Below are 26,945 nucleotides of genomic sequence, written 5' to 3' on the forward strand. Positions count from 1 at the left end.
GCGGGGCGAGGTCGAGTTCTAGTGTGCCCTGGACAAGGTGAAGGACCCGTTCCGGGGGCGGGGGATCCGCGCCGCCCCGCGGACCTGCGCGTCCCGGGACAGCGATCGGACGGTTCCGCCCCGGGCGGCGGTGAACCGATTCCGCTGTCGGCGGCGCAGCGGGCCACGTGGTTCGCTCAGCAACTGGAACCGCGGGTCCCGATCTTCATCGCCCAGTACGTCGAGTTCCGCGGTGCGCTGGACATGGACCTGTTGCGGCAGGAGACAGTGGAGGCGGCCCGCGAATTCGAATCGCCGTTCCTCAAGGTCTACGACGTCGACGGCCGCCCGCTGCAGTACGTGGACCATCGGACGGACACGTCGATCGCGTACGTCGACTTCCGCGCCGAAGAGGATCCGATGTCGGCGGCGCACGAATGGATGGAGCGTGACTACGTCACGCCGATCGACCTGAGCGCAGACCGGCTGGTGGAGACGTCGATCCTGCAGACCGGGGACGCGCACTTCCTGTGGTACAGCAGGATTCACCACGTCGCCCTCGACGGCTACGGTGCGATGACGATGCTGCGCCGCATCGCGCACCGGTACTCCGCGAAAGTTGCGGGCCGCGAACCGGATCCGAACAGGGCGGTCAGCTTGCGGCAGTTGTACGACATCGACAGCCGGTACCGCGCCTCGGACCGTTTCCTGACCGACCGCGAGTACTGGGCGGAGCGGGTCGCCGGGGTCGAGGGCACCACATTGGCGCGGACGGTGGGACACGTGTCCGCCGCCAGCACGGTGGAGAGTGCGGTCCTCTCCAACGACGTCGTGGCCGTTCTCGATTCCCGCGACAGCCCGTCGGCGGCGACCATCATCGCGGCCGCGGCGTGCTACCTGGCGCGGCGCACCGGCAGAACCGATGTGCTGGTGACCATCCCGGTGTCGGCGCGCACGACGGCGGTGCTGCGCAATTCCGGCGGCATGCTCGTCAACGTGGCCCCGATGCCCGTCCGCGTCCGGGCCGAGGACACCGTCGCGGACCTGATCGAGCAGGTCCAGCGTGAGCTGGTCGCGGCACTGCGGCACCAGCGGTGCAGCCTCGACGACATCCGACGTGACGCCGGCGACACCGCGTCGACGGAATTGTACGGGCCGATGGTGAACGTCATGTTGTTCCGCCAGGAGGTGGCGCTGGGTTCGCTGGTGGGCGATTTCCACATCGTCACCTCGGGTCCGGTGGAGGACCTGCTGATCAACGTGTACCAGAGCGGCACGCCCACCAGGATCTTCGTCGACTTCCGTGCGAACCCCAGCCGCTACGAGCGTGGCGAACTGCGGGAACACCATCGGCAGTTCGTGGAGTTGCTCGCGGAACTGGCCACCGCGAACCCGGCGTCCCGGGTGGGCGACATCCACGAGGAAAGCGCCCGCATCGGGGAACGGTTGCTGGGCGAGGCCCGGGAAGTCGAGTACTGGCGCCGGCGACTGGATGGGTTGCCCGACCTCCTGCCGTTGCCCACCGACCGGCGCCGGCCCGCCAGGCTGTCGCCGGAGAGCGACCGGGTCACCGTGGTGGTGTCTGCGGAGTTGCACCGCCGGGTGGGCGCGCTGGCCGAAGACGCGGGCACCGCCGGCCGCACGGTGTTCCTCACCGCCCTGTCGATCCTGCTCGGCCGGGTCACCGGGAGCAGCGACATCGCCGTCGGGACGGCAGTGGACGTGGGCGACCGCACGGACACCGTGGTGGTGCGTTCGCGGTACGCGGGCGAGGTGTCGTGCCGCGACTACCTGGCCCACGTCCGAGACGTCGCCGCGGAGGCGTTGTCGCACACCGGGGTTCCGTTCGACCGTCTGGTGCAGGAGCTCGGCGTGTCGGTGTCGGAGGCGTACGCACCGATCGTCCAGGTGCTGCTCGACACCAGGCCCCCCGGCTCCCCGGATGCGGAATTCCCCGGCCTCGACCTGTGCGTGTCCGTGACGGAAGCGGTCGGCGAGTCGGGGGGACTGGCCGGGGCCACCGTCGAATTCGGTTTCGCCGCAGACCTGTTCGACGCCCACACCATCCGGGTGGCGGCCGAACGGTACCTGCGCATCCTCGGTGCGATGGCGGCCGATCCGGACGTTCCGGTCGGTGACATCGAGATCCTGTCCGTGGCCGAACGTTCCGCGTTGACACCGGTCCGGGGCCTGCCTGCCCGGTCAGAGCGCACCCTGCCCGGCCTGTTCGCCGATGCCGCGGCACTGGATCCGGCAGCAACGGCCCTGACCCGGCAGGGCGAAGAATTGTCCTACCGCGAGCTGGACCGGTGGTCGACGCAGGTCGCGCGCGTGCTGATCGACCAGGGTGTGGGACCGGAATCGTTCGTCGCGCTGGCGTTGCCGCGGTCGTTCCGGTCGGTGGCGTCCGTCTGGGCGGTCGCGAAGACGGGGGCGGCGTTCGTGCCGGTGGACCCGAACTACCCGGCCGACCGGATCGACTACATGCTTGCCGATTCGGGTGTGGTGCTCGGTCTGACGGAGCAGTCGGTGCGTGGCCGCCTGCACGATTCGATTCCGTGGTGCGTGCTGGACGATCCGGACTTCCAAGCCGAGTGCGCCGTCCGCCCGGACAATCCGCTGACCGACTCGGACCGCATTCGGCCCCTGCACCTCGACAATGCCGCGTACCTGATCTACACGTCCGGTTCGACGGGGCAGCCGAAGGGCGTCACCGTCACCCACCGCGGGCTGGACAACTTCGCCGCCGATCAGCAGGAGCGGTTCGGCGCCACCAGATCGTCTCGAACGCTGCATTTCTCGACCCCCAGCTTCGACGCATCCGTGTTCGAGTACCTGCAGGCCTTCGGAGTGGGCGCGACCATGGTGGTGGTGCCGCCGACCGCGTACGGCGGCGCCGAACTGGCCGACCTGCTGCGGTCGGAGCGCGTCACGCACGGCTTCGTCACCACCGCGGCGCTGGGAACGATCCCGCCCGATTCGCTGGGCGACTTCCTCGACGTGGTCGTGGGCGGCGAGGCCTGCCCGCCCGACCTCGTCGCCCGGTGGGCGCCGGACCGCCGGCTGCACAACGCGTACGGTCCGACCGAGACCACGATCATGGCGAACATCAGCGCACCGATGACCCCCGGTGACCCCATCACGCTGGGTGGGCCGCTCCGGGGCGTCGAGGAAATGGTGCTCGACGCCCGGCTCCATCCGGTACCCGTCGGGGTACCGGGTGAGCTGTACATCGCCGGTGCCGGGGTGGCGCGGGGCTATCACCGCCGCCCGGGTCTCACCGCGGCGCGGTTCGTCGCCGACCCGTACGGCCGGGGCCGGATGTACCGCACCGGCGACGTGGTGCGGTGGCGGCCCGATCACACGCTCGAGTACCTGCGGCGCAGCGATTTCCAGGTGAAGGTCCGAGGGTTCCGCATCGAGCTCGGTGAGATCGACGCGATGCTGCAGACGCATCCGGACGTGCGACTGGCCGTCACCATCGGCAGGCCGGGACCGTCCGGGGACACGGTCCTGGTGTCCTACGTCGTCCCGGCTCCGGGCAGGCCGATCGTGACGTCGGAACTACTGCGGCAGGTGCGGAACCGGTTGCCGGCGTACATGGTTCCCTCGGTGATCGTGGTGCTGGACGAGATCCCGCTGAACCCGGTCGGGAAGCTGGACCGCGCGGCGCTGCCGGAACCGCGGTTCCTGTCCGCGGCCGCCGAGTTCAAGGCGCCTGCCGACCCGGTCGAGGAGTCGATCGCCGAGGTCTTCACCGACGTCCTCGGCGTCGAACGGATCAGTGTCGACGACAGCTTCTTCGACCTCGGCGGTAACTCGCTCGTCGCGACGCGGGTGATCGCCCGGGTCAACGCGGCACTCGGATCGGACGTCGGGGTGCGGGCGTTGTTCGAGGCGCCCACCGTCGAACTGCTGGCGGCGTACGTCCGCCGGGCAGGCACCGAATTCGTGGACCGGCCGCCCCTGACCGTCGGGGATCGGCCCGATCGGATCCCGTTGTCGCTGGCGCAGCAGCGGATGTGGTTCCTCAACCAGTTCGACACGTCGTCGGCGGCGTACAACATTCCGATGGCAGTGCGCCTTACCGGACCTCTGGACGCGGACACGTTGCGGGCCGCGGTCGGGGACGTGATCGAGCGGCACGAGTCGTTGCGCACCGTGTATCCGGCATCGGAGGACGGCCCCTACCAGGTGGTGGTCGACACCGCGGAGGTCGCCCCGGACCTCACCCCGCACGTCGACGGCGACGAGTCGCTGCACGACCGGATCGGGACGCTCCTCACCGGTGGGTTCGACGTGAGCACGAAGGTCCCGCTGCGCGGGGCCCTGTTGTGGACCGGTCCGGACGAGCACGTGCTCGTGATCGTGGTGCACCACATCGCTGCCGACGGGGCGTCGCTCGCGCCGCTGGCCCGAGACCTGATCGTCGCCTACTCGGCGCGCCGGTCCGGGACCCTGCCGAGCTGGGAACCGCTGCCCGTGCAGTACGCCGACTTCAGCATGTGGCAGCGTCGACTGCTCGGCAGTGCCGAGGACCCGGACAGCCTCATGTCCCGGCAACTGCAGTACTGGCGCGATGTGCTGGCCGACCTCCCGGAGGTCAGTGCCCTCCCGCTCGACCGGAACCGGCCGGTCACCCGCTCGCTCGCGGGTGCGACCGCGGCGTTCCCGATCGATGCCGGCCTGCACCGGAAACTGCTCCTCCTCGCACGCGAACACAACGCGACGCTGTTCATGGTGATGCACGCGGCGCTCGCCGTGCTGCTCTCGAGGATGACCGGGTCGGGTGACGTCGCCATCGGCACCCCGATCGCGGGTCGCGGTGAGGCGGCGCTGGACGACCTCGTCGGGATGTTCGTCAACACGCTGGTGCTGCGGACTCCGGTGGAATCGGGTGACGTGTTCACCGACGTGCTGGCCCGGGCCCGCGACACGGATCTGGGCGCGTTCGGGCATACGGACGTCCCGTTCGAGAGCGTCGTCGACGAGCTCGCTCCGGGCCGGTCGACGTCCCACTCGCCGCTGTTCCAGGTGCTGCTCGAATTCCAGAACACCGTGCGTGCCCACCTCGAACTGCCGGGCCTGACCGTGGAGGCGGTCGACGTCGACCCGGGGGTTGCCAAATTCGACCTCCAGCTGTCGCTCGCCGAGTACCACGACGAGAAGGGCGCCGCCGCGGGGATGTCCGCCGCCTTCCTGTACGCGACGGACGTGTTCGACCGGTCGTCGGTGGAGGGGTTCGGGGAACGCTTCGTCCGGGTGCTGCGGGCGGTGGTCGACGACCCGGCGGTGGTGGTGGGGGACATCCCGGTTCTCGGTGCGGTCGAGCGCGAGCTGGTGCTGGACCGCTGGAACCGTGAGGGTGTCGCCGCCGACGCGCAGACCGTGGTCGAGTTGTTCGCGCGGGTGGCCTCGGCGACCCCGGACGCCACCGCGATCGTGTGCGGCGACGAGACGCTGACCTACGGCGAACTGGACGAGCGGGCGAACCGGTTGGCCCGGTTGCTGATCGCCGAGGGTGTGGGAACCGAGTCGCTGGTCGCGGTGATGGTCGATCGCACACCTGCCCTCGTGGTGACGTTGCTGGCGGTGCTCGCCGCCGGTGGCGGGTACGTGCCGGTCGACACCAGCTATCCCGCCGAGCGGGTGGCAGCGATGTTCGAGGACGCGCGACCCGTGTGCGCCGTGGTGAGCGCGGAATTCGCGTCGCTGGCGCCGGCCGGAATTCCGGTGGTGGCGATCGACGATCCGGACACGGTGGGTGCGGTGGCCGAACTGTCCGGGCTGCCGGTCACCGACTCGGACCGGTTGCAGCCGCTGTGGGCCGACGCCGTCGCGTACGTCATCTTCACGTCGGGATCGACGGGGCGGCCGAAGGGCGTCCAGGTGTCGCATCGGTGTGTCGTCACCCTGCTCGCCAACACCCGAAAGCTTTTCGGGTTCGACTCGTCCGACGTGTGGACGCTGTTCCACTCGTACGCTTTCGACTTCTCCGTCTGGGAACTGTGGGGTGCGCTCGTCCACGGCGGCCGGCTGGTGCTGGTCGACTACTTCACCGCGCGGTCGCCGGACACGTTCCTCGAACTGCTCCGCCGGGAACGGGTGACGGTGCTGAACCAGACGCCGACCGCGTTCTATCAGCTGACGGAGGCCGATCGTGCAGCGAGCGCCGTCGAGGACGGCGACGCAACGCCACTGTCGTTGCGGCACGTGATCTTCGGTGGCGAAGCCCTCGACGTCGGGCAACTGGAGCGGTGGTACACCCGGCACGACGACCGCGCCCCCGTGCTGGTGAACATGTACGGCATCACCGAGACCACCGTGCACGTCAGCTACCTCGCCCTCGACCGGGCGCTGGCGGCCTCCGTACCCGGCTCGGTGATCGGCGGCGGACTCCCCGGACTGCGCGTCTACGTCCTCGACGGCCGGCTGCATCCGGTACCCCCCGGGGTGGTGGGAGAGCTGTACGTGTCCGGAGACCAGGTGACCCGCGGCTACATCGGGCGGCAGGGGCTGACCGCGACGCGGTTCGTCGCCGACCCGTTCGACCACCGCCGGGCCGGGACGCGCATGTACCGGTCGGGCGACGTCGTGAAGTGGGGTGCGGGCGGGCGGCTCGAGTATGTGGGGCGCAGCGACTTCCAGGTGCAGCTGCGCGGATTCCGGGTGGAACTCGGCGAGGTGGAGGCCGCCCTCGGCGCGTGCGCCGGGGTGGCGCAGTCGGTGGTCGTGATGCGCGGCGACGAGCGGGACGGCGACCGGCTGGTGGGCTACGTGGTCCCGGAGGCGGGCGCCGACGTCGACGCGGCGGCGGTTCTCGCCGCGGTCGGGGCGAGCGTGCCGTCGTACATGGTGCCGGCGGCGGTGGTGGTGATCGACGCCCTGCCCCTGACGGTCAACGGCAAGCTCGACCGGAAGTCGCTGCCGGATGCCGACTTCGGCACGGCGACGGTGGGATTCGTCGCCCCACGCAACCCGGTGGAGGAGATCGTCGCCGCCGTGTTCGCCGACCTCCTCGGCATCGTCCGGGTGGGGGCGAACGACAGCTTCTTCGCGCTCGGCGGGAACTCGCTGACCGCGACCCGGCTCGTCGCCCGCGTCAACGCGGCGGTCGGCGACCGACTGGGCGTGCGGGACGTGTTCGACGCCCCGACCGTCGCCGGGCTGGCCGCCCGCGCCGAGGCCGGGGAATCCCGGGCGGAATCCCGGCCTGCGCCCGCCCCGCGGGATCCGTCGCGGGAGGTCCCCGTCTCGCTGGCGCAGCAGCGGATGTGGTTCGCCAACCAGTTCGACACGGCCAGTGCGGCATACAACGTCGCGATCGCACTCCGCCTCACAGGGACTCTCGACGTGACTGCGCTGCAGGCGGCCGTCACCGACGTCGTCGAACGCCACGAATCCCTCCGCACCGTCTTCCCCCTCACCGACAGCGGCCCGCGGCAGGTGATCCTCCCACCGGAGACCGTGGCGCCCGATCTCACACCGCACGCCGTCGCGCCGTCGGATGTCGACGCGGAACTCCACCGCCTGCTCTCCACGGGATTCGACGTGACGACGGAGGCGCCGCTGCGGGCCCGGCTGTTCGCGGCAGGCGAGGCCGAGCACGTGCTGGCGGTGGTGGTGCATCACATCGCGGCGGACGGCTTCTCGATGGTCCCGCTCGCCCGCGACGTCCTATCGGCGTACACGGCCCGCGCCCGCGGCGTGGCACCCGACTGGACTCCGCTGCCTGTCCAGTACGCCGATTACACACTCTGGCAACGGGACCGGCTCGGCGACGAACACGACGAGGAGTCGCCGCTCGCCCGCCAACTCCACTACTGGACGGCGGCGCTCGCCGACATCCCCGACGTGCTGGAACTGCCCACGGACCGGCCCCGCCCGGCCGCCCGCACCCTCGGCGCGGGCCGCATTGAGTTCGGGATCGGCCCGGACCTCCACCAGGGTGTCGTGCAGGTCGCGCGCAGGTACGGGTCGACCGTGTTCATGGCGCTGCACGCCGCGCTGGCGGTCCTGCTGTCGCGGCTGAGCGCGTCGGACGACGTCGCCGTGGGCACACCGATCGCCGGTCGCGGCGAGGCCGAACTCGACGACCTGGTCGGGATGTTCGTGAACACCCTCGTGCTCCGCACCCCCGTCGACGGCGCCCGCACGTTCGCCGAACTGCTCGCGCAGGTCCGTGAGGCCGATCTCGGGGCGTTCACGCACGCGGACGTGCCGTTCGAACGCGTCGTGGAGAGTCTGCGACCCTCCCGTTCGACGGAGTACTCACCGCTGTTCCAGGTGATGCTCGAATTCCAGAACACCGAGCGCCCCGAGCTGGAACTGCCCGGCCTCCACGTCGAACCCCTCGAGCTCGAGTTCGACACGATCAACTTCGACCTCCAGCTGACGCTGCGGGAGAACGTCGACGCCGACGGTCGTCCCGCGGGGATCAGCGCGGCGCTGGGCTACGCGACCGACATCTTCGACGAGGACACGGTGGCCGCGTTTGCCGAGCGGCTGGTCCGGATCCTCGGCGCCGTCACCGACTCGCCGGACGTCCCGGTCGGCGACGTCGACGTCCTCGGCGCCGGCGAGCGGGCCGCACTGACACCGGTGAGCGGGGGGCCCGGCGTGCCGGCGCGGACGCTGCCGCAGTTGCTGACGGCCGCCGCCGCCGTGGACCCGGATGCCGCGGCACTGGTCTTCGACGGACGCCGGGTGTCCTACCGGGACCTCGACGAGCGGTCGGACCGGCTCGCCCGGCTCCTGATCGGGCGGGGCATCGGCCCGGAACAGGTGGTGGCGCTGGCCTTGCCGCGGTCCATCGAATCCGTCCTCGCCGTCTGGTCGGTGGCCAAGACCGGGGCCGCGTTCCTGCCGGTCGACCCGAACCATCCGGCCGAGCGCATCGAGTACATGCTCGGCGATTCGGGCGCCGTCACCGGTCTCACCACGGCCGGGCTGCGGTCCGCCCTGCCGGCGTCGATCCCGTGGCTGGATCTCGGTGACCCCGGGACCGACGCCGAGCTGTCGCTGTTTCCGGCGACGGCGGTGACCGACACCGACCGTGCGTCCGCGTTGCACGTCGACCACCCCGCGTATGTGATCTACACGTCGGGATCGACCGGCAGGCCGAAGGGTGTGGTGACCACACACCGCGGGCTGGCGAATTTCGCTGCGACGGAGCGGGACACGTTCGGCACGACCACGGGGTCCCGGACCCTGCACTTCGCGTCGCCGAGCTTCGACGCCTCGGTGCTCGAGCTGATGCTGGCGGTCGGACCGGGCGCGACGATGGTGATCGCGTCCCCGTCCGTCTACGGCGGCGACGATTTGGCGGACCTGCTGCGGCGTGAGCGGGTCACGCATTGCTTCGTCACGCCGGCGGCGCTCGCCTCGGTCGATCCCGCCGGCCTCGAGGGCGTGCGGTGCGTGGTGACCGGCGGCGAGGCATGCCCGCCGGAACTGGTGGCACGGTGGGCGCCGGGCCGGGCCATGTTCGACGCGTACGGTCCGACCGAGGCGACGGTCGTGTCGAGCATCAGCACGCCGCTGGCGCCGGGCGAGCCGGTCACGATCGGCGCGCCGACGCTCGGGTTCACCGAGACCGTCCTCGATCAGCGACTGCATCCGGTGCCGGCAGGCGTGGCCGGGGAGCTGTACCTCGCGGGCCCCGCGCTCGCCCGCGGCTATCACGGCCGGCACGGCCTCACCGCGGAACGCTTCGTGGCCAACCCGTTCGGGCCGCCGGGCAGCCGGATGTACCGGACCGGCGACCTCGTGAGCTGGACGGCGGACGGGCAACTCGACTACCTCGGGCGCACCGACTTCCAGGTGAAGATCCGCGGATTCCGCATCGAACTCGGCGAGGTGGAGTCGGCGCTGCTCGCCCACGAGAACGTGGCGGCGGCAGTCGCCGACGTGCGGCGGGACAAACGGTCCGGCGACCGGCTGATCGGGTACGTCGTCCCCGAACCCGGTGCGGCCGTCGATCCAGGCGAGGTCCTGCAGTTCGCGGGCACGCGGCTCGCGTCGTACATGGTGCCCGCCGCCGTTCTGGTGATCGCGGCGCTCCCGGTGACGGTGCACGGCAAGATCGATCGGAAGGCGTTGCCGGAACCGGACTTCGGTGTCGTCGTCACCGACAGCCGGCCGCCGCGCACCGAGACGGAGGCGCTGCTCGCCGGCCTGTTCCGGGATGTGCTGGGACTCGTCTCGGTGGGCGTGGACGACTCGTTCTTCGCGCTGGGCGGCGACAGCATCATGTCGATCCAGCTGGTGGCCCGCGCGAAAGCCGCGGGACTGATCCTCTCCCCGCGGGACGTGTTCGAGCGCCGGACCGTCGCCGGTCTCGCCGAGGTGGCCCACCACGAACGCGCTGATGCCGTGGTGCTGGAGGAACTGCCCGGCGGCGGAGTCGGCCCGGTGCCGCTGACCCCCGTCGTCGCGTGGATGCTCGACCGCAGCGGCGGCAGGCTGGAGCGGTTCTCCCAGTCTGTGCCGGTCACCGCACCACGCGGCCTCACCCGCGAGGATCTCGCCGCCGCCGTCGACGCCGTGCTGGACCGCCACGACATGCTCCGCGCGCGCCTTTCCGCCGACGAGGCGGGGCGGTGGGCGATGACGGTGCTGCCGACCGGATCGGTGCGCGCCGACGCGCTGATCCACCGCGTGCCCGTGACGTCGTTCGACGTCGGCGACTTCGCCGCGGTCGCGAGAGTGGAACTGAACGCGGCGGCAGACCGCCTGGACCCGGCCGCGGCCAGCATGGTGCAGGTGCTCTGGTTCGACGGCCCGGACGGGCAGGGGCGTCTGCTGCTGGTCGCGCATCATCTCGTCGTCGACGGCGTGTCCTGGCGGATCCTGATCGCGGATCTCGCGGCCGCCCATTCCCGCGTCGCCGAGGGTCTGCCCGCCGCACTGCCGGCGGTCGGGACGTCGATGCGGCGATGGTCGCACGGGCTCACCGATGCCGTGCGGTCCCGGCGCGCCGAAGGCGCACTGTGGCAGTCGATCCTGGACGGCCCCGATCCGCTTCTCGGCTCCCGGCCGCTGAATCCGGACGTCGACGTCGACGCCACGACGGGCCGCGTCGTCGTCGACGTGCCCACCGGCGTCACCGACGCACTCCTCACCACCCTTCCCGCCGCGTTCCACGGCGCCGTCGGCGACGGCCTCCTCGCCGCCCTCGCACTGGCGATGATCCGGTGGCGGCGGCACCGCGGGGTCGACACGGCCGACGTGCTGATCAACCTCGAGGGCCACGGCCGCGAAGACCACGTCGTGCCGGGCGCCGACCTGTCCCGCACCGTCGGATGGTTCACCACACTGTTCCCCGTGCGACTCGACCTCACCGGCATCGACGTCGAAGCCGCACTCGCCGCCGACGACGCGGCCGGGGCCGCGACCGCCGACGACGCGGCCGGGGCCGCGATCAAGGCGGTCAAGGAACAACTCCTCGCCATTCCCGATCACGGCATCGGGTACGGCATGCTGCGGTACCTGGACCCCGGCGACTCCGCGGGACTGCGCCGATTCCGGCCGCCGCAGCTGAGTTTCAACTACCTCGGCCGGGTGGCGACGAGCGCAGGCGACGTGCCCTGGCTGCCGGTCGCGGACAGCGGGGACCTCGGCGGAACCCAGAACCACGAGATGCCCGCTGCTTGGGTCGTGGATATCAACGCCGCGACCACGGTCCGCGACGGGGCGCCGGTGCTGACGGCGACGTGGTCGTACCCCACCGGTGTGCTCGCCGCCGAGGACGTGGAGGAGCTCTCCGCGCTGTGGGTGCGGGCGCTCACAGCACTCGCCGAGTACGCGAACCGGCCCGGCGCGGGCGGGTTGACCCCGTCCGACCTCGACCTGGTGTCCGTCGGGCAGACCGACATCGACCGGCTGGGGCGCACCTACCCGGACCTCGCCGACATCTGGCCGCTGTCCCCGCTGCAGGCGGGTCTGCTGTTCCACGCCCAGCTGTCCGAGCATCGACTTGACGCCTATCAGGTGCAGTTGGTCCTCGACCTGCGCGGCACCGTCGACCCGGCGAGGCTGCGCCGTGCCGCGCAGGGCCTGCTCGACCGGCACGCGAATCTCCGCGTGGCGTTCGCCGACACCGGCAACGGACCGGTGCAGGTGGTACTCGATTCGGCGACCGCGCCGTGGACCGACGTCGATCTCTCAGACCTCGACGACAGCGCGTTCCTCGCCGCCGACCGCGCCGTCCCGTTCGAGATGTCCGAGGCCCCGCTGCTCCGATTCACGTTGCTGCGCACCGCACCCGACCGGTACCGGCTGGTGCTCACCCATCACCACATCCTCCTCGACGGCTGGTCGACGCCGCTGGTGATCAAGGACCTGCTCGTTCTGTACGCCACGGACGGCGACGCGACCGCCCTGCCCCGCGTCACGCCCTACCGCGACTACCTGCAGTGGATCGGCAGGCAGGACCACGAACGGTCCACGGCCGCCTGGGTGTCCGCCCTCGCCGGCGCGGACGAGCCGACGTTCGTGGCGCCCGCGGCGCACGGCGAACAGTCCTTCGCCGAACCTGAGGACGTGCGCCTCGAGGTGGGCGAGGAGAAGACCCGCGCGCTCGAGTCCCTCGCACGCGAGCGCGGGCTGACGATGAACACCCTCGTCCAGGTGGCGTGGGGGCTGGTGCTGACCACGCTCGGCACCCGGGAAGACGTGACGTTCGGCGCCACCGTGTCCGGCCGCCCACCGGCGGTCGCGGGGATCGAGTCGATGGTCGGGCTGTTCATCAACACGGTGCCCGTCCGGCTGCGCCTGCGCAGGGAGGAGACGCTCGCCGAACTGCTGCAGCGCTTCCAACGCGAACAATCGGCCCTGCTCGATCACCACTACCTGGGACTCACCGAGATCCAGCGCGCCGTCGGGGAGGGTGCCGCGTTCGACACACTCACCGTGTTCGAGTCGTATCCGGTGGACCGGATGGGGCTGTCGGAAGACACCGACATCGGCGGCATGCACGTCGCCGCGATCGAGGGGATCGACTCCACCCACTATCCGTTCACCCTGATGGCGCACGTCGACACGGCACTGCACCTGCGACTGCGGTACCAGCCGAACGTCTTCGGCAGCGAGTTCGCGGAGTCGGTGGCCGCCCGCGTCGCACGTGTCGTGCAGATCCTGCTGTCCGATATCGACACCCCGCTCGCGCACCTGACCCTGCTGTCGGAGGCCGAACTGCAGGAGTACACCGCGGTGTGCGGTGCCCCCGCCGGGCCGCCGAGGACGCTGCCCGAGCTTCTCACGGCCTCTGCCGGGAACCGGCCGGACGCGTCCGCGTTCGTCTTCGACGGACAGGGGACGAGCTACCGGGAACTCGACGAGCGGTCGAGCGCGCTGGCCCGCGTGCTGATCGAACGGGGTGCCGGGCCGGAGACGTTCGTGGCGCTCGGGCTGCCCCGATCACCGGAATCGGTGCCCGCGGTGTGGGCGGTCGCCAAGACCGGAGCCGCGTTCGTGCCCGTCGACCCGACCTATCCTGCCGATCGCATCGAGAACATGCTGGCCGATTCCGGTGCGGCACTGGGGGTGACGACGTCGGCGCACCGGCACCGGCTGCCCGGCTCCGTGCCGTGGCTGGTGCTGGACGATCCGGACTTCGAGCGCACCTGGTCCGCCGCCTCCCCGGCCCGCGTCACCGACCTGGACCGCCGGTCGGTGCTCGACGTCGACCACGCCGCCTACGCGATCTACACGTCCGGGTCCACCGGCAGACCGAAGGGTGTCGTCGTCACCCACCGCGGTCTGGCGAACCTGCTCACCGAGCAGACCGAGCACTACACCGTGTCGCCGGATTCCCGGTGCCTGCACATCTGTTCACCCAGTTTCGACGTGGCGATCCTCGAACTCGTCCAGTCGTGCGCGGCGGGGGCGACGCTCGTGATCGCGCCCCCCGACGTCTACGGCGGTGCGGAACTCGCGGACCTGCTGCGCCGCGAACGGGTCACCCACGCCTGCATCACCCCGGCCGTCCTGGCCACCGTGGAGCGCGACGGCATCGAGCACCTCGAGGCGCTCGTCGTGGCCGGCGACGCCGTCGGCGACGAACTGGTGGCCACGTGGGGCGCGGACCGGGCGATGTTCAACGGCTACGGCCCCACCGAGGCGACCGTCCTCACCACCTTCAGCGCACCGATGGCGCCGGGAGAACCGGTCACGATCGGGAGCCCCGTCCGCGGCATCGCACTGTCCGTCCTCGACGCCCGGCTGCAGCCCGTCCCGGCCGGGGTGCCCGGCGAGTTGTACATCGCGGGAACGGCTCTGGCCCGCGGGTACCACCGGCGCGCGGCGCTCACCGCGGAGCGGTTCGTCGCCAACCCCTACGGCCGTGGCCGGATGTACCGCACGGGCGACGTCGTGCGGTGGCGTCGCGACCACACCCTCGAGTACCTCGGGCGCAGCGACTTCCAGGTGAAGATCCGCGGCCAGCGTGTGGAACTGGGGGAGATCGATTCCGTGCTCACCACCCACCCGCACCTCGACTTCGCCGCGACCCTCGGCAGGCCGGGGCCGCTGGGCGACACGGCGCTCGTGTCGTACGTCCTGCCGCACGACGGCGAGGAGGTGGCGGCGCCGGACGTGCTCGCGTTCGCGGGCCGCATCCTGCCGAAGTACATGGTGCCCGCGGCCGTGGTGGTTCTCGACGAGATCCCGCTGACCCCGGTCGGCAAACTGGACCGGAAGGCGCTGCCCGCGCCGGAATTCGTAACGGCGACCCTCGGTTACCGGGCACCCACCACTCCGGTCGAGGAGGCCGTCGCGGACGTGTTCGCCGAGGTGCTCGGCGCCCCGCGCGTCGGTGCGGACGACAGCTTCTTCGACCTCGGCGGCGACTCGCTCAGCGCCACCCGGGCCGTCGCGCGCATCAACTCCGCCCTCGACGCCGGGATCGGGGTGGCCATCCTGTTCGATGCGCCCGTGGTGGCCGATCTGGCGGTCCGGATCGATTCGGCCGCGTCGGCGAGGACGCCGTCGGTGGCGCTCTCCGCCGGGCCGCGCCCCGACCGGATACCGCTGTCGCTGGCGCAGCAGCGGATGTGGTTCGTCAACCAGTTCGACACGTCCTCGCCCGCCTACAACATCCCGATCGCCCTGCGGCTGAGCGGCGCCCTCGACCGCCCCGCCCTGCACGCGGCGGTCGGCGACGTCGTGGAGCGGCACGAGTCGCTGCGCACCGTGTTCCCCGGGTCGGTCGACGGACCGCACCAGGTGATCGTCGATCCCGGGCCGGCGACCCCCGGCCTCGACCCGGTGCCCGTGTCCGGTGACCGTGCGCTGCGGGACGCCGTCGCGGCACTGGTCGGGACGGGTTTCGACGTGAGCGACGAGATCCCCTTCCGCGCACGGCTGTTCGAATTGGATCCCGAGCAGCACGTCCTCGCCATCGTCGTGCACCACATCGCCGCCGACGGGTTCTCGATGATGCCGCTGGCCCGCGACGTCATGCTCGCGTACACCGCCCGGACCGTGGGGGAGACACCCGGCTGGACGCCGCTGGCGGTGCAGTACGCCGACTACAGCGTGTGGCAGCGGGACGTCCTCGGCGCGGTGGACGATCCCGACTCGGTGATGTCCAGGCAACTGGGCTACTGGGCGGACACGCTGTCCGGTGCACCCGAGGTGCTGCAGATCCCGGTCGACCGGCCGCGCCCCGCCCAGCGGTCGTATCGCGGGGACGTCGTCGAGTTCGACGTGCCGGCGCGGATGCACCGGGCGCTGAACACGATCGCGGCCCAGCACAATTCGACGCTGTTCATGGCCGTGCACGCGGCGTTCGCCGTGCTGCTGTCGCGGTTGTCGGGCACCGGCGACGTCACGATGGGAACGCCGGTCGCCGGCCGCGGGCAGGCGGTACTCGACGACGTGGTCGGCATGTTCGTCAACACGCTCGTCCTGCGGACGGTGGTGGACCCGCGGGCGTCGTTCGGTGAGGTCCTGACCGCGGTCCGGGCCGTGGATCTCGGGGCGTTCGAGCACGCGGACATCCCGTTCGAGCGGCTCGTCGACCACCTCGCCCCCGAGCGGTCCACGTCGCACACCCCGCTGTTCCAGGTCCTCATCGAATTCCGGAACGCGGAGGGCACCCACCTCGAGCTGCCGGGACTCACCGTCGACTCGCTCGACGTGGATCTTCGTGTCGCGAAGTTCGACCTGGAACTGAGCGTCGCCGAGCAGGTCGACGAGGACGGCGCACCCGCCGGACTCGCCGCCGGGCTGCGGTTCGCGACGGACGTGCTCGACCGCGACACGGTGACGCGGTTCGGGGAACGGTTCCTGCGGGTGCTCGAATCGATCGCCGCGGCCGGGGCGCTCCCGGTGGGGGACATCGACATCCTGGACCCGGCGGAGCGGGAGTCGGTGCTGCCCGCGCTCGCCGAACCGATCGGGGCGCACGCGACGCTGGTGGAACTCTTCGAGCGGGCCGCGGAGCGGTCCCGCGACGCGACCGCTGTCGTCTGCGAGGGCGCGTCGCTCACGTACGAAGAACTGGACACCCGGGCGAATCGCCTGGCGCGGTTGCTGATCGCGCGCGGCGCGGGCCCCGAGACCCTGGTGGCCGTCGCCGCCGCACGGTCGGTGGACCTGGTGGTAGCGCTGCTCGCGGTGGTGAAGTCGGGGGCCGGATACGTACCGGTCGACGTCACGTATCCGGCGGAGCGACTCGCGTTCGTGTTCGCCGACGCCCGGCCGGTATGCGTGCTGACCACCGAGGACGAATCCGGCGCGGTCCGCGCGAGCGGCGTCCCGGCTGTCCTCGTCGACGGCCCGGAGACGGTGGCCGAACTGGGCCGCACGTCGCCGCTGCCGGTGACCGACCAGGACCGGCGGGGACCCCTGCACCCCGACGCGGTGGCGTACGTCATCTACACCTCCGGCTCGACGGGACAGCCGAAAGGCGTTCAGGTGTCGCACCGCAACGTCGCCACCCTGTTCGCGCACACGCAGCCGCTGTTCTGTTTCGACGCCGCCGACGTGTGGACGATGTTCCACTCGGCCGCGTTCGACTTCTCCGTCTGGGAGTTGTGGGGTGCGCTGCTCCACGGCGGCAGGCTGGTGGTGGTCGACTACTTCACCACCCGCTCACCCGACGCGTTCCTGCGACTGCTGCGGGACGAGAACGTCACCGTCCTGAATCAGACCCCCACCGCCTTCTACCAACTCGCCGAGGCGGACCGGGTGTCCGGCGGCACCGAACTGGCGCTCCGCGTGGTGGTGTTCGGCGGCGAGGCACTCGACCTGGGGCAGCTCACACGCTGGTACACGCGACACGGAGACACCGTCCCGGCGCTCGTGAACATGTACGGCATCACCGAAACCACCGTGCACGTCAGCCACCTGCCGCTGGACGGGGAACTCGCCGCGTCCGCGTCGGCGTCCGTGATCGGCCGGGCCCTGCCCGGACTGCGCGTGCACGTGCTCGACTCCCGCCTGCACCCGGTGCCGCCGGGCGTGGTCGGGGAACTCTACGTGTCCGGCGCGCAGGTGTCCCGCGGATACCTGGGCCGGTGCACGCTCACGTCGACGCGGTTCGTGGCCGACCCGTACACACCCGGATCCCGGATGTACCGGTCCGGCGACCTCGGCCGGTGGAACAGAGACGGGCAGCTGGACTATTTGGGCCGCAACGACTTCCAGGTGCAGGTCAAGGGGTTCCGCATCGAACTCGGCGAGGTGGAATCGGCGCTCCTCGCCTGCGACGGTGTGGCGCAGTCGGTGGTGCTGGTGCGGAACGAGCGCCTGGTGGGCTACGTGGTGCCCGAGGCGGGCCGGGTGCTGGACCCCGCCGGGATCGTCGACACGGTCGGGGGCCGGCTGGCGGCGCACATGGTGCCCGCCGCCGTGGTGGTGCTCGACGCCCTGCCCCTCACCGTGAACGGCAAACTCGACCGCCGGGCGCTGCCCGAACCGGACTACGGCCGGCAGGTGTCGCTCGGCCGCGCACCGGCGACGGAGACGGAACGGATCCTCGCCGGCCTGTTCGCCGAGGTCCTCGGTCTCGACACGGTGGGCGTCGACGATTCGTTCTTCGCGGTCGGCGGCGACTCGATCATGTCGATCCAGCTGGTCACCCGGGCGAAGGCGTCCGGGGTGGTGATCACCCCGCGGGACGTGTTCGAACGCAAGACGGTTGCCGCGCTCGCGGAGGTCGCCACATCGGGGGAGGAGACGATCACCCTCGAAGAGTTGCCCGGCGGCGGTGTCGGCGAGTTCCCGCTGACCCCGATCGTGCGCTGGATGCTGGGCCGGGACGGCGACTTCCGGCGGTACTCGCAGGCGGCGCTGTTCACGACCCCCGCCGAACTGGACCACGACACGCTGACGGCGGCGATGCAGGCCGTCCTGGACCGGCACGACATGCTGCGCGCCCGCCTGTACCGCAGCGACCGGGTCGGTTGGACGGCGGCGCAGCCCAACTGGACGATGGCGACCGCGCCGCCCGGGTGGGTGCGGGCGGCCGACGTGGTGCGCACGGTGCCGATCGGCGCCGCGGACTCGTTCACCGACGCCGCGTCCCGCGAATTGGACTCCGCCGCAGGCCGCTTGGACCCCGAGTCGGGCGTGATGGTGCAGGCGGTGTGGTTCGCGAGCACCGAGGAACCCGCCACGGCGGGACGGTTGCTGATCGTCGCCCATCACGTGGTGGTCGACGGCGTGTCGTGGCGCATCCTCGTCCCCGATCTCGCCCTCGCCTGCGCCCGGGTGCTGTCCGGTGAGGCAACCGCCCTGCCCGCCACCGGAACGTCGATGCGCACGTGGGCGCACGCACTAACCGACGTGGCGCAGGAACCATCTCGCACAGCCGAACTCGGCCTGTGGCGGCACATGCTCGACACCCCCGACCCGCCGCTGGGGTCGCGGCCGCTGACCCCGGCCGACGTCCAGACCTCCGACGTCGATGTCCAGCTTCCCGTCGCCGTCACGGAGACGCTGTTGACGTCGCTCCCGCAGGCGTTCCACGGGAACGTGGCAGACGGGTTGCTGACGGCGCTGGCGTTGGCGCTCGTCCGGTGGCGCCGACGCCGCGGGATCGAGTCTTCCGCCGCGCTCGTGAATCTCGAAGGGCACGGTCGTGAGGAACACGTGGTCCCCGGCGCCGATCTGGCCCGCACGGTCGGCTGGTTCACCACGATCTTCCCGGTGGGCCTCGACCTCGACGGTGTGGACGTCGAGGAGGCGTTCGCATCGGGCCCCGCCGGCGGCGATGCGGTCAAGGCGGTGAAGGAGCGGCTGCACTCGATCCCCGACCACGGCATCGGGTTCGGGCTTCTCCGGTACCTCGACGACGACACGGCCCGGGAACTGTCGGCGCAGGCGAGTCCGCAGGTGAGTTTCAACTACCTCGGCAGGCTCGGGGCGGGCACCGCCCCCGGCGGCGACTGGATGCCGGTCTCCGATGCGGGACTCGCCGCCGCCGCGCACTCCGGGTTGCCCGCGGCGGCCGTCGTCGACGTGAACGCCAGAACCACCGACACCGCCGCCGGCCCGGTACTCACCGCGACGTGGTCGTTCCCCGTCAGGGTGATCGCGGCGGAGGACGTCGGCGAACTCGCGCGACTGTGGGTGCGGGCGCTGGAGGCCCTGTCCGAGCACACAAGATCGGGTGGCGGCGGCTTCACCCCGTCCGACCTGAACCTCGTCCGACTCGGCCAGAGCGCGATCGACGACCTCGAACGCCGGTACCCGGCGATGACCGACGTCTGGCCGTTGTCGCCGTTGCAGGCGGGCATGCTGTTCCATGCCGAACTGGCCGACGAGTCGGTGGACGCCTACCTCGTCCAGCTGATTCTGGACCTCGCCGGCGACGTCGACGCGGCACGGTTGCGCCGGGCCGCAGGCGCGCTCCTCGACCGTCACCCGAACCTTCGCAGCGCGTTCTGCCACGACGCCGACGGCGGGGCCGTGCAGGTCGTCTCGGGCCGGGTCACCGTGCCCTGGCGGGAGATCGACGTGAGCGGACTGGACGCGGACGCGTCGGAAGCCGAGATCGAGCGACTGCTGGCCGCCGACCGGACCACCCCCTTCGACATGGCCACCGCACCGCTGATCCGGTTCCTGCTCGTGTGGACGGCGGGCGGCCACTGCCGACTGGTGTCGACGAACCACCACATCCTGCTCGACGGCTGGTCGATGCCGCTGATGATCCGGGAACTGCTCACGCTGTACGCCACGGACGCCGACCCCTCGCCACTGCCCCGCGTGCGGGATTACCGCGACTACCTGGCGTGGATGAGCGGGCGCGACAGGGGCATGTCCGCGCGGGCCTGGGCGGACACTCTGGACGGCGTCGAGGAACCGACGCTGCTGATCCCCGCGGACCGGGCGCGGCAACTGTCGACCGTGTCGCGGGAATGGGTGTTCGACCTCGACGAGGACCGGACCGACCGGCTGCGCGAATCCGCGCGCACCCGTGGGCTCACGCTCAACAGCATTCTGCAGACGGCGTGGGGCGTCGTGCTGGGAATGCTCACCGGACGCGACGACGTCGTGTTCGGCGCCACCGTGTCCGGCAGGCCGCCGGAACTCGCCGGCATCGAGACGATGGTCGGGCTGTTCATCAACAGCGTGCCGGTGCGGGTCACGCTGCGCCCGGACGAGATGCTCGGCGCGTTGCTGGAGCGGGTGCAGGCCGAGCAGGCGGCGATGCTCGACCACCACTACACCGGTCTCGCCGAGATCCGGGACGCCGCGGGCCCCGGCGTCGGGTTCGACACCCTCACCGTGTTCGAGTCGTACCCGGTGGACCGGGCCGGGCTGTCGGAAGACACCGACATCGCCGGGCTCCGCGTCACCGGCGTCGACGCCCGCGACGCCGCCCACTACCCGCTGAGCCTCGTCGCGTCGGCGGCGGCGAGCCTGCACCTGAAGTTCGAGTACATCCCCGACCTGTTCGCCCCCGGAGAGGTCGAGGACATCGCCGACCGGGTGGTGCGGGTGCTCGACGCCTGCGCCGGACCCGACGTGCCACTGGCCCGGTTGTCGCTGCTCACCGAGCGGGAACGCGAGGAACTGGTACCGGTCCGCGGTGGCCCGGCCGCGTCCGTCCGCACACTCGCGCAGATCTTCACCGACGCCGCCGCGGTCGACCCGGATGCGGTCGCCCTGTCGTCCGGCGACGTCGAGGTGTCGTACCGGGAGCTGGACGAGCGGTCCACCCGGCTCGCTCGCGTTCTGATCGGCCGCGGTCTCGGTCCGGAAATGTCGGTGGCCGTGGGTGTTCCGCGTTCGATCGAGTCGGTGCTGTGCGTGTGGGCGGTGGCCAAGGCCGGGGCAGTGTTCGTGCCCGTCGACCCGAACTATCCCGACGAACGCATCGCGCACATGCTCACCGACTCGGAATGCGCTCTCGGACTGACGACGTCCGAGCATCGTGCCCGGCTGGCCGGGAGCACGCGCTGGCTCGTCCTCGACGATCCCGAGTTCGGCGCCGAGTGCGCGGCCGGTTCCGCGGCACCGGTCGACGACGGCGACCGCACGGCACCGGTCACTCTCGACTCGGCCGCGTACGTCGTCTACACGTCGGGCTCGACCGGAATGCCGAAGGGCGTCACCGTGACGCACCGCGGCCTGGACAACTTCGCCAAAGACCAACTCGCCCGTTTCGGGGCGGACTCGGAGTCCCGGACGCTGCACTTCTCGACCCCGAGCTTCGACGGATCCGTGTTCGAATACCTGCAGGCGTTCGGTGCCGCGGCGACGATGGTGATCGCGCCGCCCACCGTGTTCGGCGGCGACGAACTCGCCCAGCTGATCCGCGACCGGCGGGTCACGCACGCGTTCGTCACCACCGCGGCGCTCGCATCCCTCGACCCCGCGGGGCTGGATCTGTTCGCGGACGTCGCGGTCGGCGGCGAGGCCTGCCCACCCGAACTCGTGTCCCGGTGGGCGCCGGGACGCCGGTTGTACAACGCGTACGGGCCGACCGAGACCACCATCATGTCCAACATCAGCGATCCCCAGACCCCGGGGGAGCGCATCACCATCGGCGGACCGATCCGCGGTGTCACGGAACTGGTGCTGAATTCCCGGTTGCAGCCGGTCCCGGCCGGGGTTCCGGGCGAGTTGTACCTCGCAGGAGCGGGACTGGCGCGCGGCTACCACCGCCGCCCCGGGCTCACCGCCACCCGGTTCGTGGCCGACCCGTGCCGGCCCGGTGAGCGGATGTACCGCACCGGCGACGTCGTGCGCTGGACCCCCGGACTCACCATCGAATACTTGGGCCGCAGCGATTTCCAGGTCAAGGTCCGCGGGTTCCGCATCGAACTCGGCGAGATCGACACGACACTCGCGGCGGTCCCCGGCGTCCGGTTCGCGGTCACGGTCGCCTACCTCGGCCCGGCCGGCGACACGCTCCTCGCGTCCTACGTCGTACCCGCCCCCGGGCACACCCTCGACACCGGCGACCTCACCCGCGGTCTCGCGAGCAGACTGCCCGCCCACATGATTCCGTCGTCGATCACCGTGCTGGACGAGATCCCGCTGAACGCCGTCGGCAAGTTCGACCGCAAGGCCCTGCCCACCCCCGAATTCGACGTCGGCACCGCCGAATACCGGGCACCGGCCGACCCGGTGCAGGAGACGGTGGCCGGCGTCTTCGCGGAGGTACTCGGACTGGACCGGGTGAGCGCGGATGCGGGATTCTTCGATCTCGGCGGCAACTCGCTGAGCGCCACCCGCGCCGTCGCCCGCCTGCGCGCCGCGCTCGACACCGACATCGGCGTGCGGGCGTTGTTCGAGGCGCCCACGGTGGAGGCGTTCGCCGCGCGCATCGAGCATGCGGAAGCGGGTCCGTCCGGCCGTCCCGCCCTGACCGCCGGGGACCGCCCCGCCCGCATCCCGCTGTCCTACGCGCAGCAGCGCATGTGGTTCATCAACCAGTTCGACACGAGTTCGCCCGCCTACAACATCCCGATGGTGGTGCGGCTCACCGGCGACCTCGACGTGGATGCGCTGAGGCTGGCGGTCACGGACGTCGTGACCAGGCACGAGTCGCTGCGCACCCGCTTCCCGCTCCGTGACGGCGAACCGGTGCAGGAGATCCTCCCGCCGCCGGCGCCGATGCCCCCGCCGACCGCGGTCGCGGACGACGGCAGGCTCCGGGAGGAACTCACCCGGCTGGTGTCGGCCGGCTTCGACGTCGCCGCCGCCGTCCCACTGCGCATCGCCCTGTTCTCCCTCGACACCGTCTCTCTCGGCACGGTCTCCCTCGACACCAGGACCCATGTGCTCGCCGTCGTGGTGCACCACATCTCGGCCGACGGCTTCTCGATGGCACCGCTGGTGCGGGATGTGATGGTCGCGTACGAATCCCGCGCCCACGGTCGCGTTCCCGCGTGGACGCCGCTACCGGTCCAGTATGCCGACTACACACTGTGGCAGCGCAGGCTGCTGGGTTCGGAGGACGACCCCGGGTCGCTGATCTCGCGGCAGCTGTCCTACTGGGAGTCCGCGCTGGCCGGGCTGCCGGAACTCCTCGAACTGCCCACCGACCGCCGGCGTCCCGCACAACAGTCGTTCCACGGCGACCGGGTGGGCTTCACGATCGACGCGGGGCTGCACGAGCGGATCCGGGCGGCGGCGCGCGAGCACCGGTCCACCGAGTTCATGATCGTGCACGCCGCACTCGCCGTCCTGCTCGGGCGGCTCGGCGGCACGGGCGACGTGGCGATCGGCACCCCGATCGCCGGCCGCGGCGAGGCGGCGCTCGACGACCTCGTCGGCATGTTCGTCGGCACGCTGGCCCTGCGCACCGCGATCGAGGCGGGGCAGCCGTTCCGCGACCTCCTCGCGCAGGTCCGCGACGCCGATCTCGGTGCCTTCGCGCACGCCGACCTGCCCTTCGAACGGGTGGTGGACGCCGTCGGCCCGGTGCGCTCGACCGCCCACTCGCCGCTCTTCCAGGTGTCGCTCGAATTCCAGAACACCGAGAATCCCGCGCTGCGGTTGCCCGGGCTGAGCGTCGAGGGACTCGATCCCGACCTCGCCGTCGTCAAGGTGGACCTCGAGGTCATCCTCGACGAGCGATTCGACACCGACGGCACCCCGGCCGGCATGACGGGGGCGATCGACTACGCGACCGATCTGTTCGACGCCGACACGGTGCTGGGTTTCGCGGAACGGTTCGTGCGCATCCTCGACTCCGTCACCGCCCAACCCGGAATCCCGGTCGGCGACATCGAGATCCTCGGCACCGACGAGGTCGCGGCGCTCACCCCGGCGCGCGGAGCACCCGACGCACCGAACGTCCTGCTGCCGGACCTGCTGACGGCCGCGGTCCGACTCGACCCGGACGCCGACGCGCTGTCGTACCGGGGCCGGGCGGTCACGTACCGCGAACTCGACGAAACCTCGAACCGGCTGGCGCGCCGCCTGATCGAGTCGGGTGCCGGTCCGGGAACCACTGTCGCGCTGAGCCTGTCGAGGTCGATCGAATCGGTGCTGTCGGTGTGGGCCGTCGCCCGCACGGGCGCCGCGTTCCTGCCGGTCGACCCCGGGTATCCGCTCGACCGGATCGAGCACATGCTCACCGACTCGGGTGCCGTGTCGGGGGTGACGGTCCGGGAACACCGAGATCGGCTGCCCGCCGCGGTGACCTGGATCGTGCTCGACGACGTCCGGGATGCCGACCGGATCAGGACGCAGTCGCCCGGCCCGGTCACCGACGCGGACCGGACCGCACCGCTGCACGAATCGCATCCCGCGTATCTCATCTACACGTCCGGATCCACAGGCGTCCCCAAGGGTGTGGCCGTCACGCACCGCGGCCTGGCGAACCTCGCCGCGGAGGAGCGGGACCGTCTCGCCGTCACCCGAGGCTCGCGGGTGCTGCACTTCGCGTCGCCGAGTTTCGACGCATCCGTCTTCGAACTCGTCATGGCGTTCTGCGCGGGTGCGACGCTGGTGATCGCACCGCCCACGATCTACGGCGGCACCGAACTGGCCGCGCTGCTGAGCGACGAGCGGGTGTCCCACGGATTCGTCACCCCCACCGCGCTGGCGTCGATGGACCCGCTGGGCTTCGAGTCGCTGCGGACTCTGGTCGTGGCCGGTGAGGCCTGCCCACCCGAACTCGTCGCCCGGTGGGCGCCGGGCCGCCGGATGTTCAACGCCTACGGGCCGACCGAGACGACGATCATGTCGAACATCAGCGACCCGCTGGTGCCGGGCGACCCGATCACACTCGGCGCACCCACCCGCGGCGTCGCGGAGGTCGTGCTCGATTCCCGGCTGCGCCCGGTGCCGGTCGGTGTGGTCGGTGAGCTGTACGTCTCGGGACGCGCCCTGGCCTCCGGGTATCACCGCCGGTCCGGCCTGACGGCGTCCCGTTTCGTGGCCGCCCCCTGGGGCGCCCCCGGCGACCGGATGTACCGCACGGGCGACGTGGTGCGGTGGCGCCGCGACGGCACCCTCGAATACGTCGGGCGCAGCGATTTCCAGGTGAAGATCCGCGGGTTCCGCATCGAGCCCGGCGAGATCGACGCCGCACTGACCGCCCACCCCGACGTCGGGTTCGCCGTCACGATCGGCCGGGACGGGCCGGCCGGGGAACCGCTCCTGGTCTCCTATGTGCGGCCGGTCGGCGGCGCGGACGTCGACACCGCGGAACTGTCCCGCCTCGTCGCCGAGCGGCTGCCGTCCCACATGGTGCCCGCCGCGATCGTCGTGCTCGACCGGATCCCGTTGACGCCGGTGGGCAAGCTGGATCGCGCCGCGCTGCCCGCTCCCGAGTTCCTGTCGGGCACCCGCTTCCGGCCGCCCGCCACCGACCTCGAGGCGGCGGTCGTGGACGTGTTCGCCGAGGTGCTCGGTGTGGACCGGGTCGGGGCCGACGACAACTTCTTCGAGAGGAGCGGCAACTCTCTGCTGGCCACGAAGGCGGTCGCCGCCTTGCAGGAGCGACTCGACCGGAAGATCCCGTTGCAGTGGATGTTCCTCGATCCCACACCGTCCGGCCTCGCCCGCAGGATCGCACTGCCGTCGGCGGAGGGCGCAGTGACGGAGGCGCTGGCGGTGGTGATTCCGCTGCGCACCGAAGGCACCGGACGACCGCTGTTCTGCGTCCACCCGGGAATCGGGCTGTCCTGGGGGTATGCGGGCCTCGTCCGGTATCTGCCCGCCGACCGCCGCGCGTACGGTCTGCAATTGCCCACGATCAGCGGGGACGGTGAGTACCGGTCGATCGAGCAACTCGCGCACCGGTACGTCGAGGAGATGAAGGCCATTCAGCCGGAGGGACCGTACGACCTGCTCGGTTGGTCGCTGGGCGGGGTCATCGCCCACGCGATGGCCGTCGAACTCCAGCGGGCAGGCGAAAACGTCGCGACCCTCGCCGTCATGGACAGCTATCCCGACAACGGCGAGGACCCGCTGTTCGGGAAACTCGACATGCGGGATCTGCTCCGCGGGCTGGGCCTCGTCGTCGCCACCGACGGCGAAGTCACGTACGAACGCGCAGCGCAACTGCTCAACGAATCGTGGGGTAGCGACTCCGGGCTGCGCGGAGAACACCTCGAGCGGATCAACGCCGGATACGAGAATTCGCGGGAACTCGTCCATCGGTTCGAGCCGCAGGTCTACGACGGCGACCTGCTGATCTTCCCCGCGACCGGCGAAGACGACGGCACCACCCGCGCCCGGTCGGTGGACGAGTGGCGACCGCTGGTGACCGGCCGGATCGCGGAGTATCCGGTGGACTGCGGGCACAACGACATGATCGAGCCGCAGTCCCTCGCCGTCATCGGGCCGGTGCTGTCGAGGTATCTGGGCGCCGATCGCACCCCGCGCCACGACGACCGAATCGGCTGAATGCGGCCACGCCGCTGTGCGACTATGGGGTCTGTGCGCCCTGTGGATGGCGAACGAACGACCTGGGGGACGGGGAAGAACTACCGCCTCCCGCATTCGCGAGTCAGGATCCGGACGCGCTCACGACGTCGACGGTCGGGGATACC

The 26,945-nt window shown here is 71.2% G+C and carries 1 protein-coding gene; it reads left to right on the forward strand.

From position 1 onward, the window contains the following. The first annotated feature begins 21 nt into the window (after window positions 1-21). A complete protein-coding gene (locus JWS14_RS28060; protein WP_206014874.1) occupies window positions 22-26,799 on the forward strand; it encodes a non-ribosomal peptide synthase/polyketide synthase in 26,778 nt (8,925 codons plus the stop codon). The last annotated feature ends 146 nt before the right edge of the window (window positions 26,800-26,945 follow it).

The sequence above is a fragment of the Rhodococcus koreensis genome, assembly GCF_017068375.1.
GTDB lineage: Bacteria > Actinomycetota > Actinomycetes > Mycobacteriales > Mycobacteriaceae > Rhodococcus_F > Rhodococcus_F koreensis.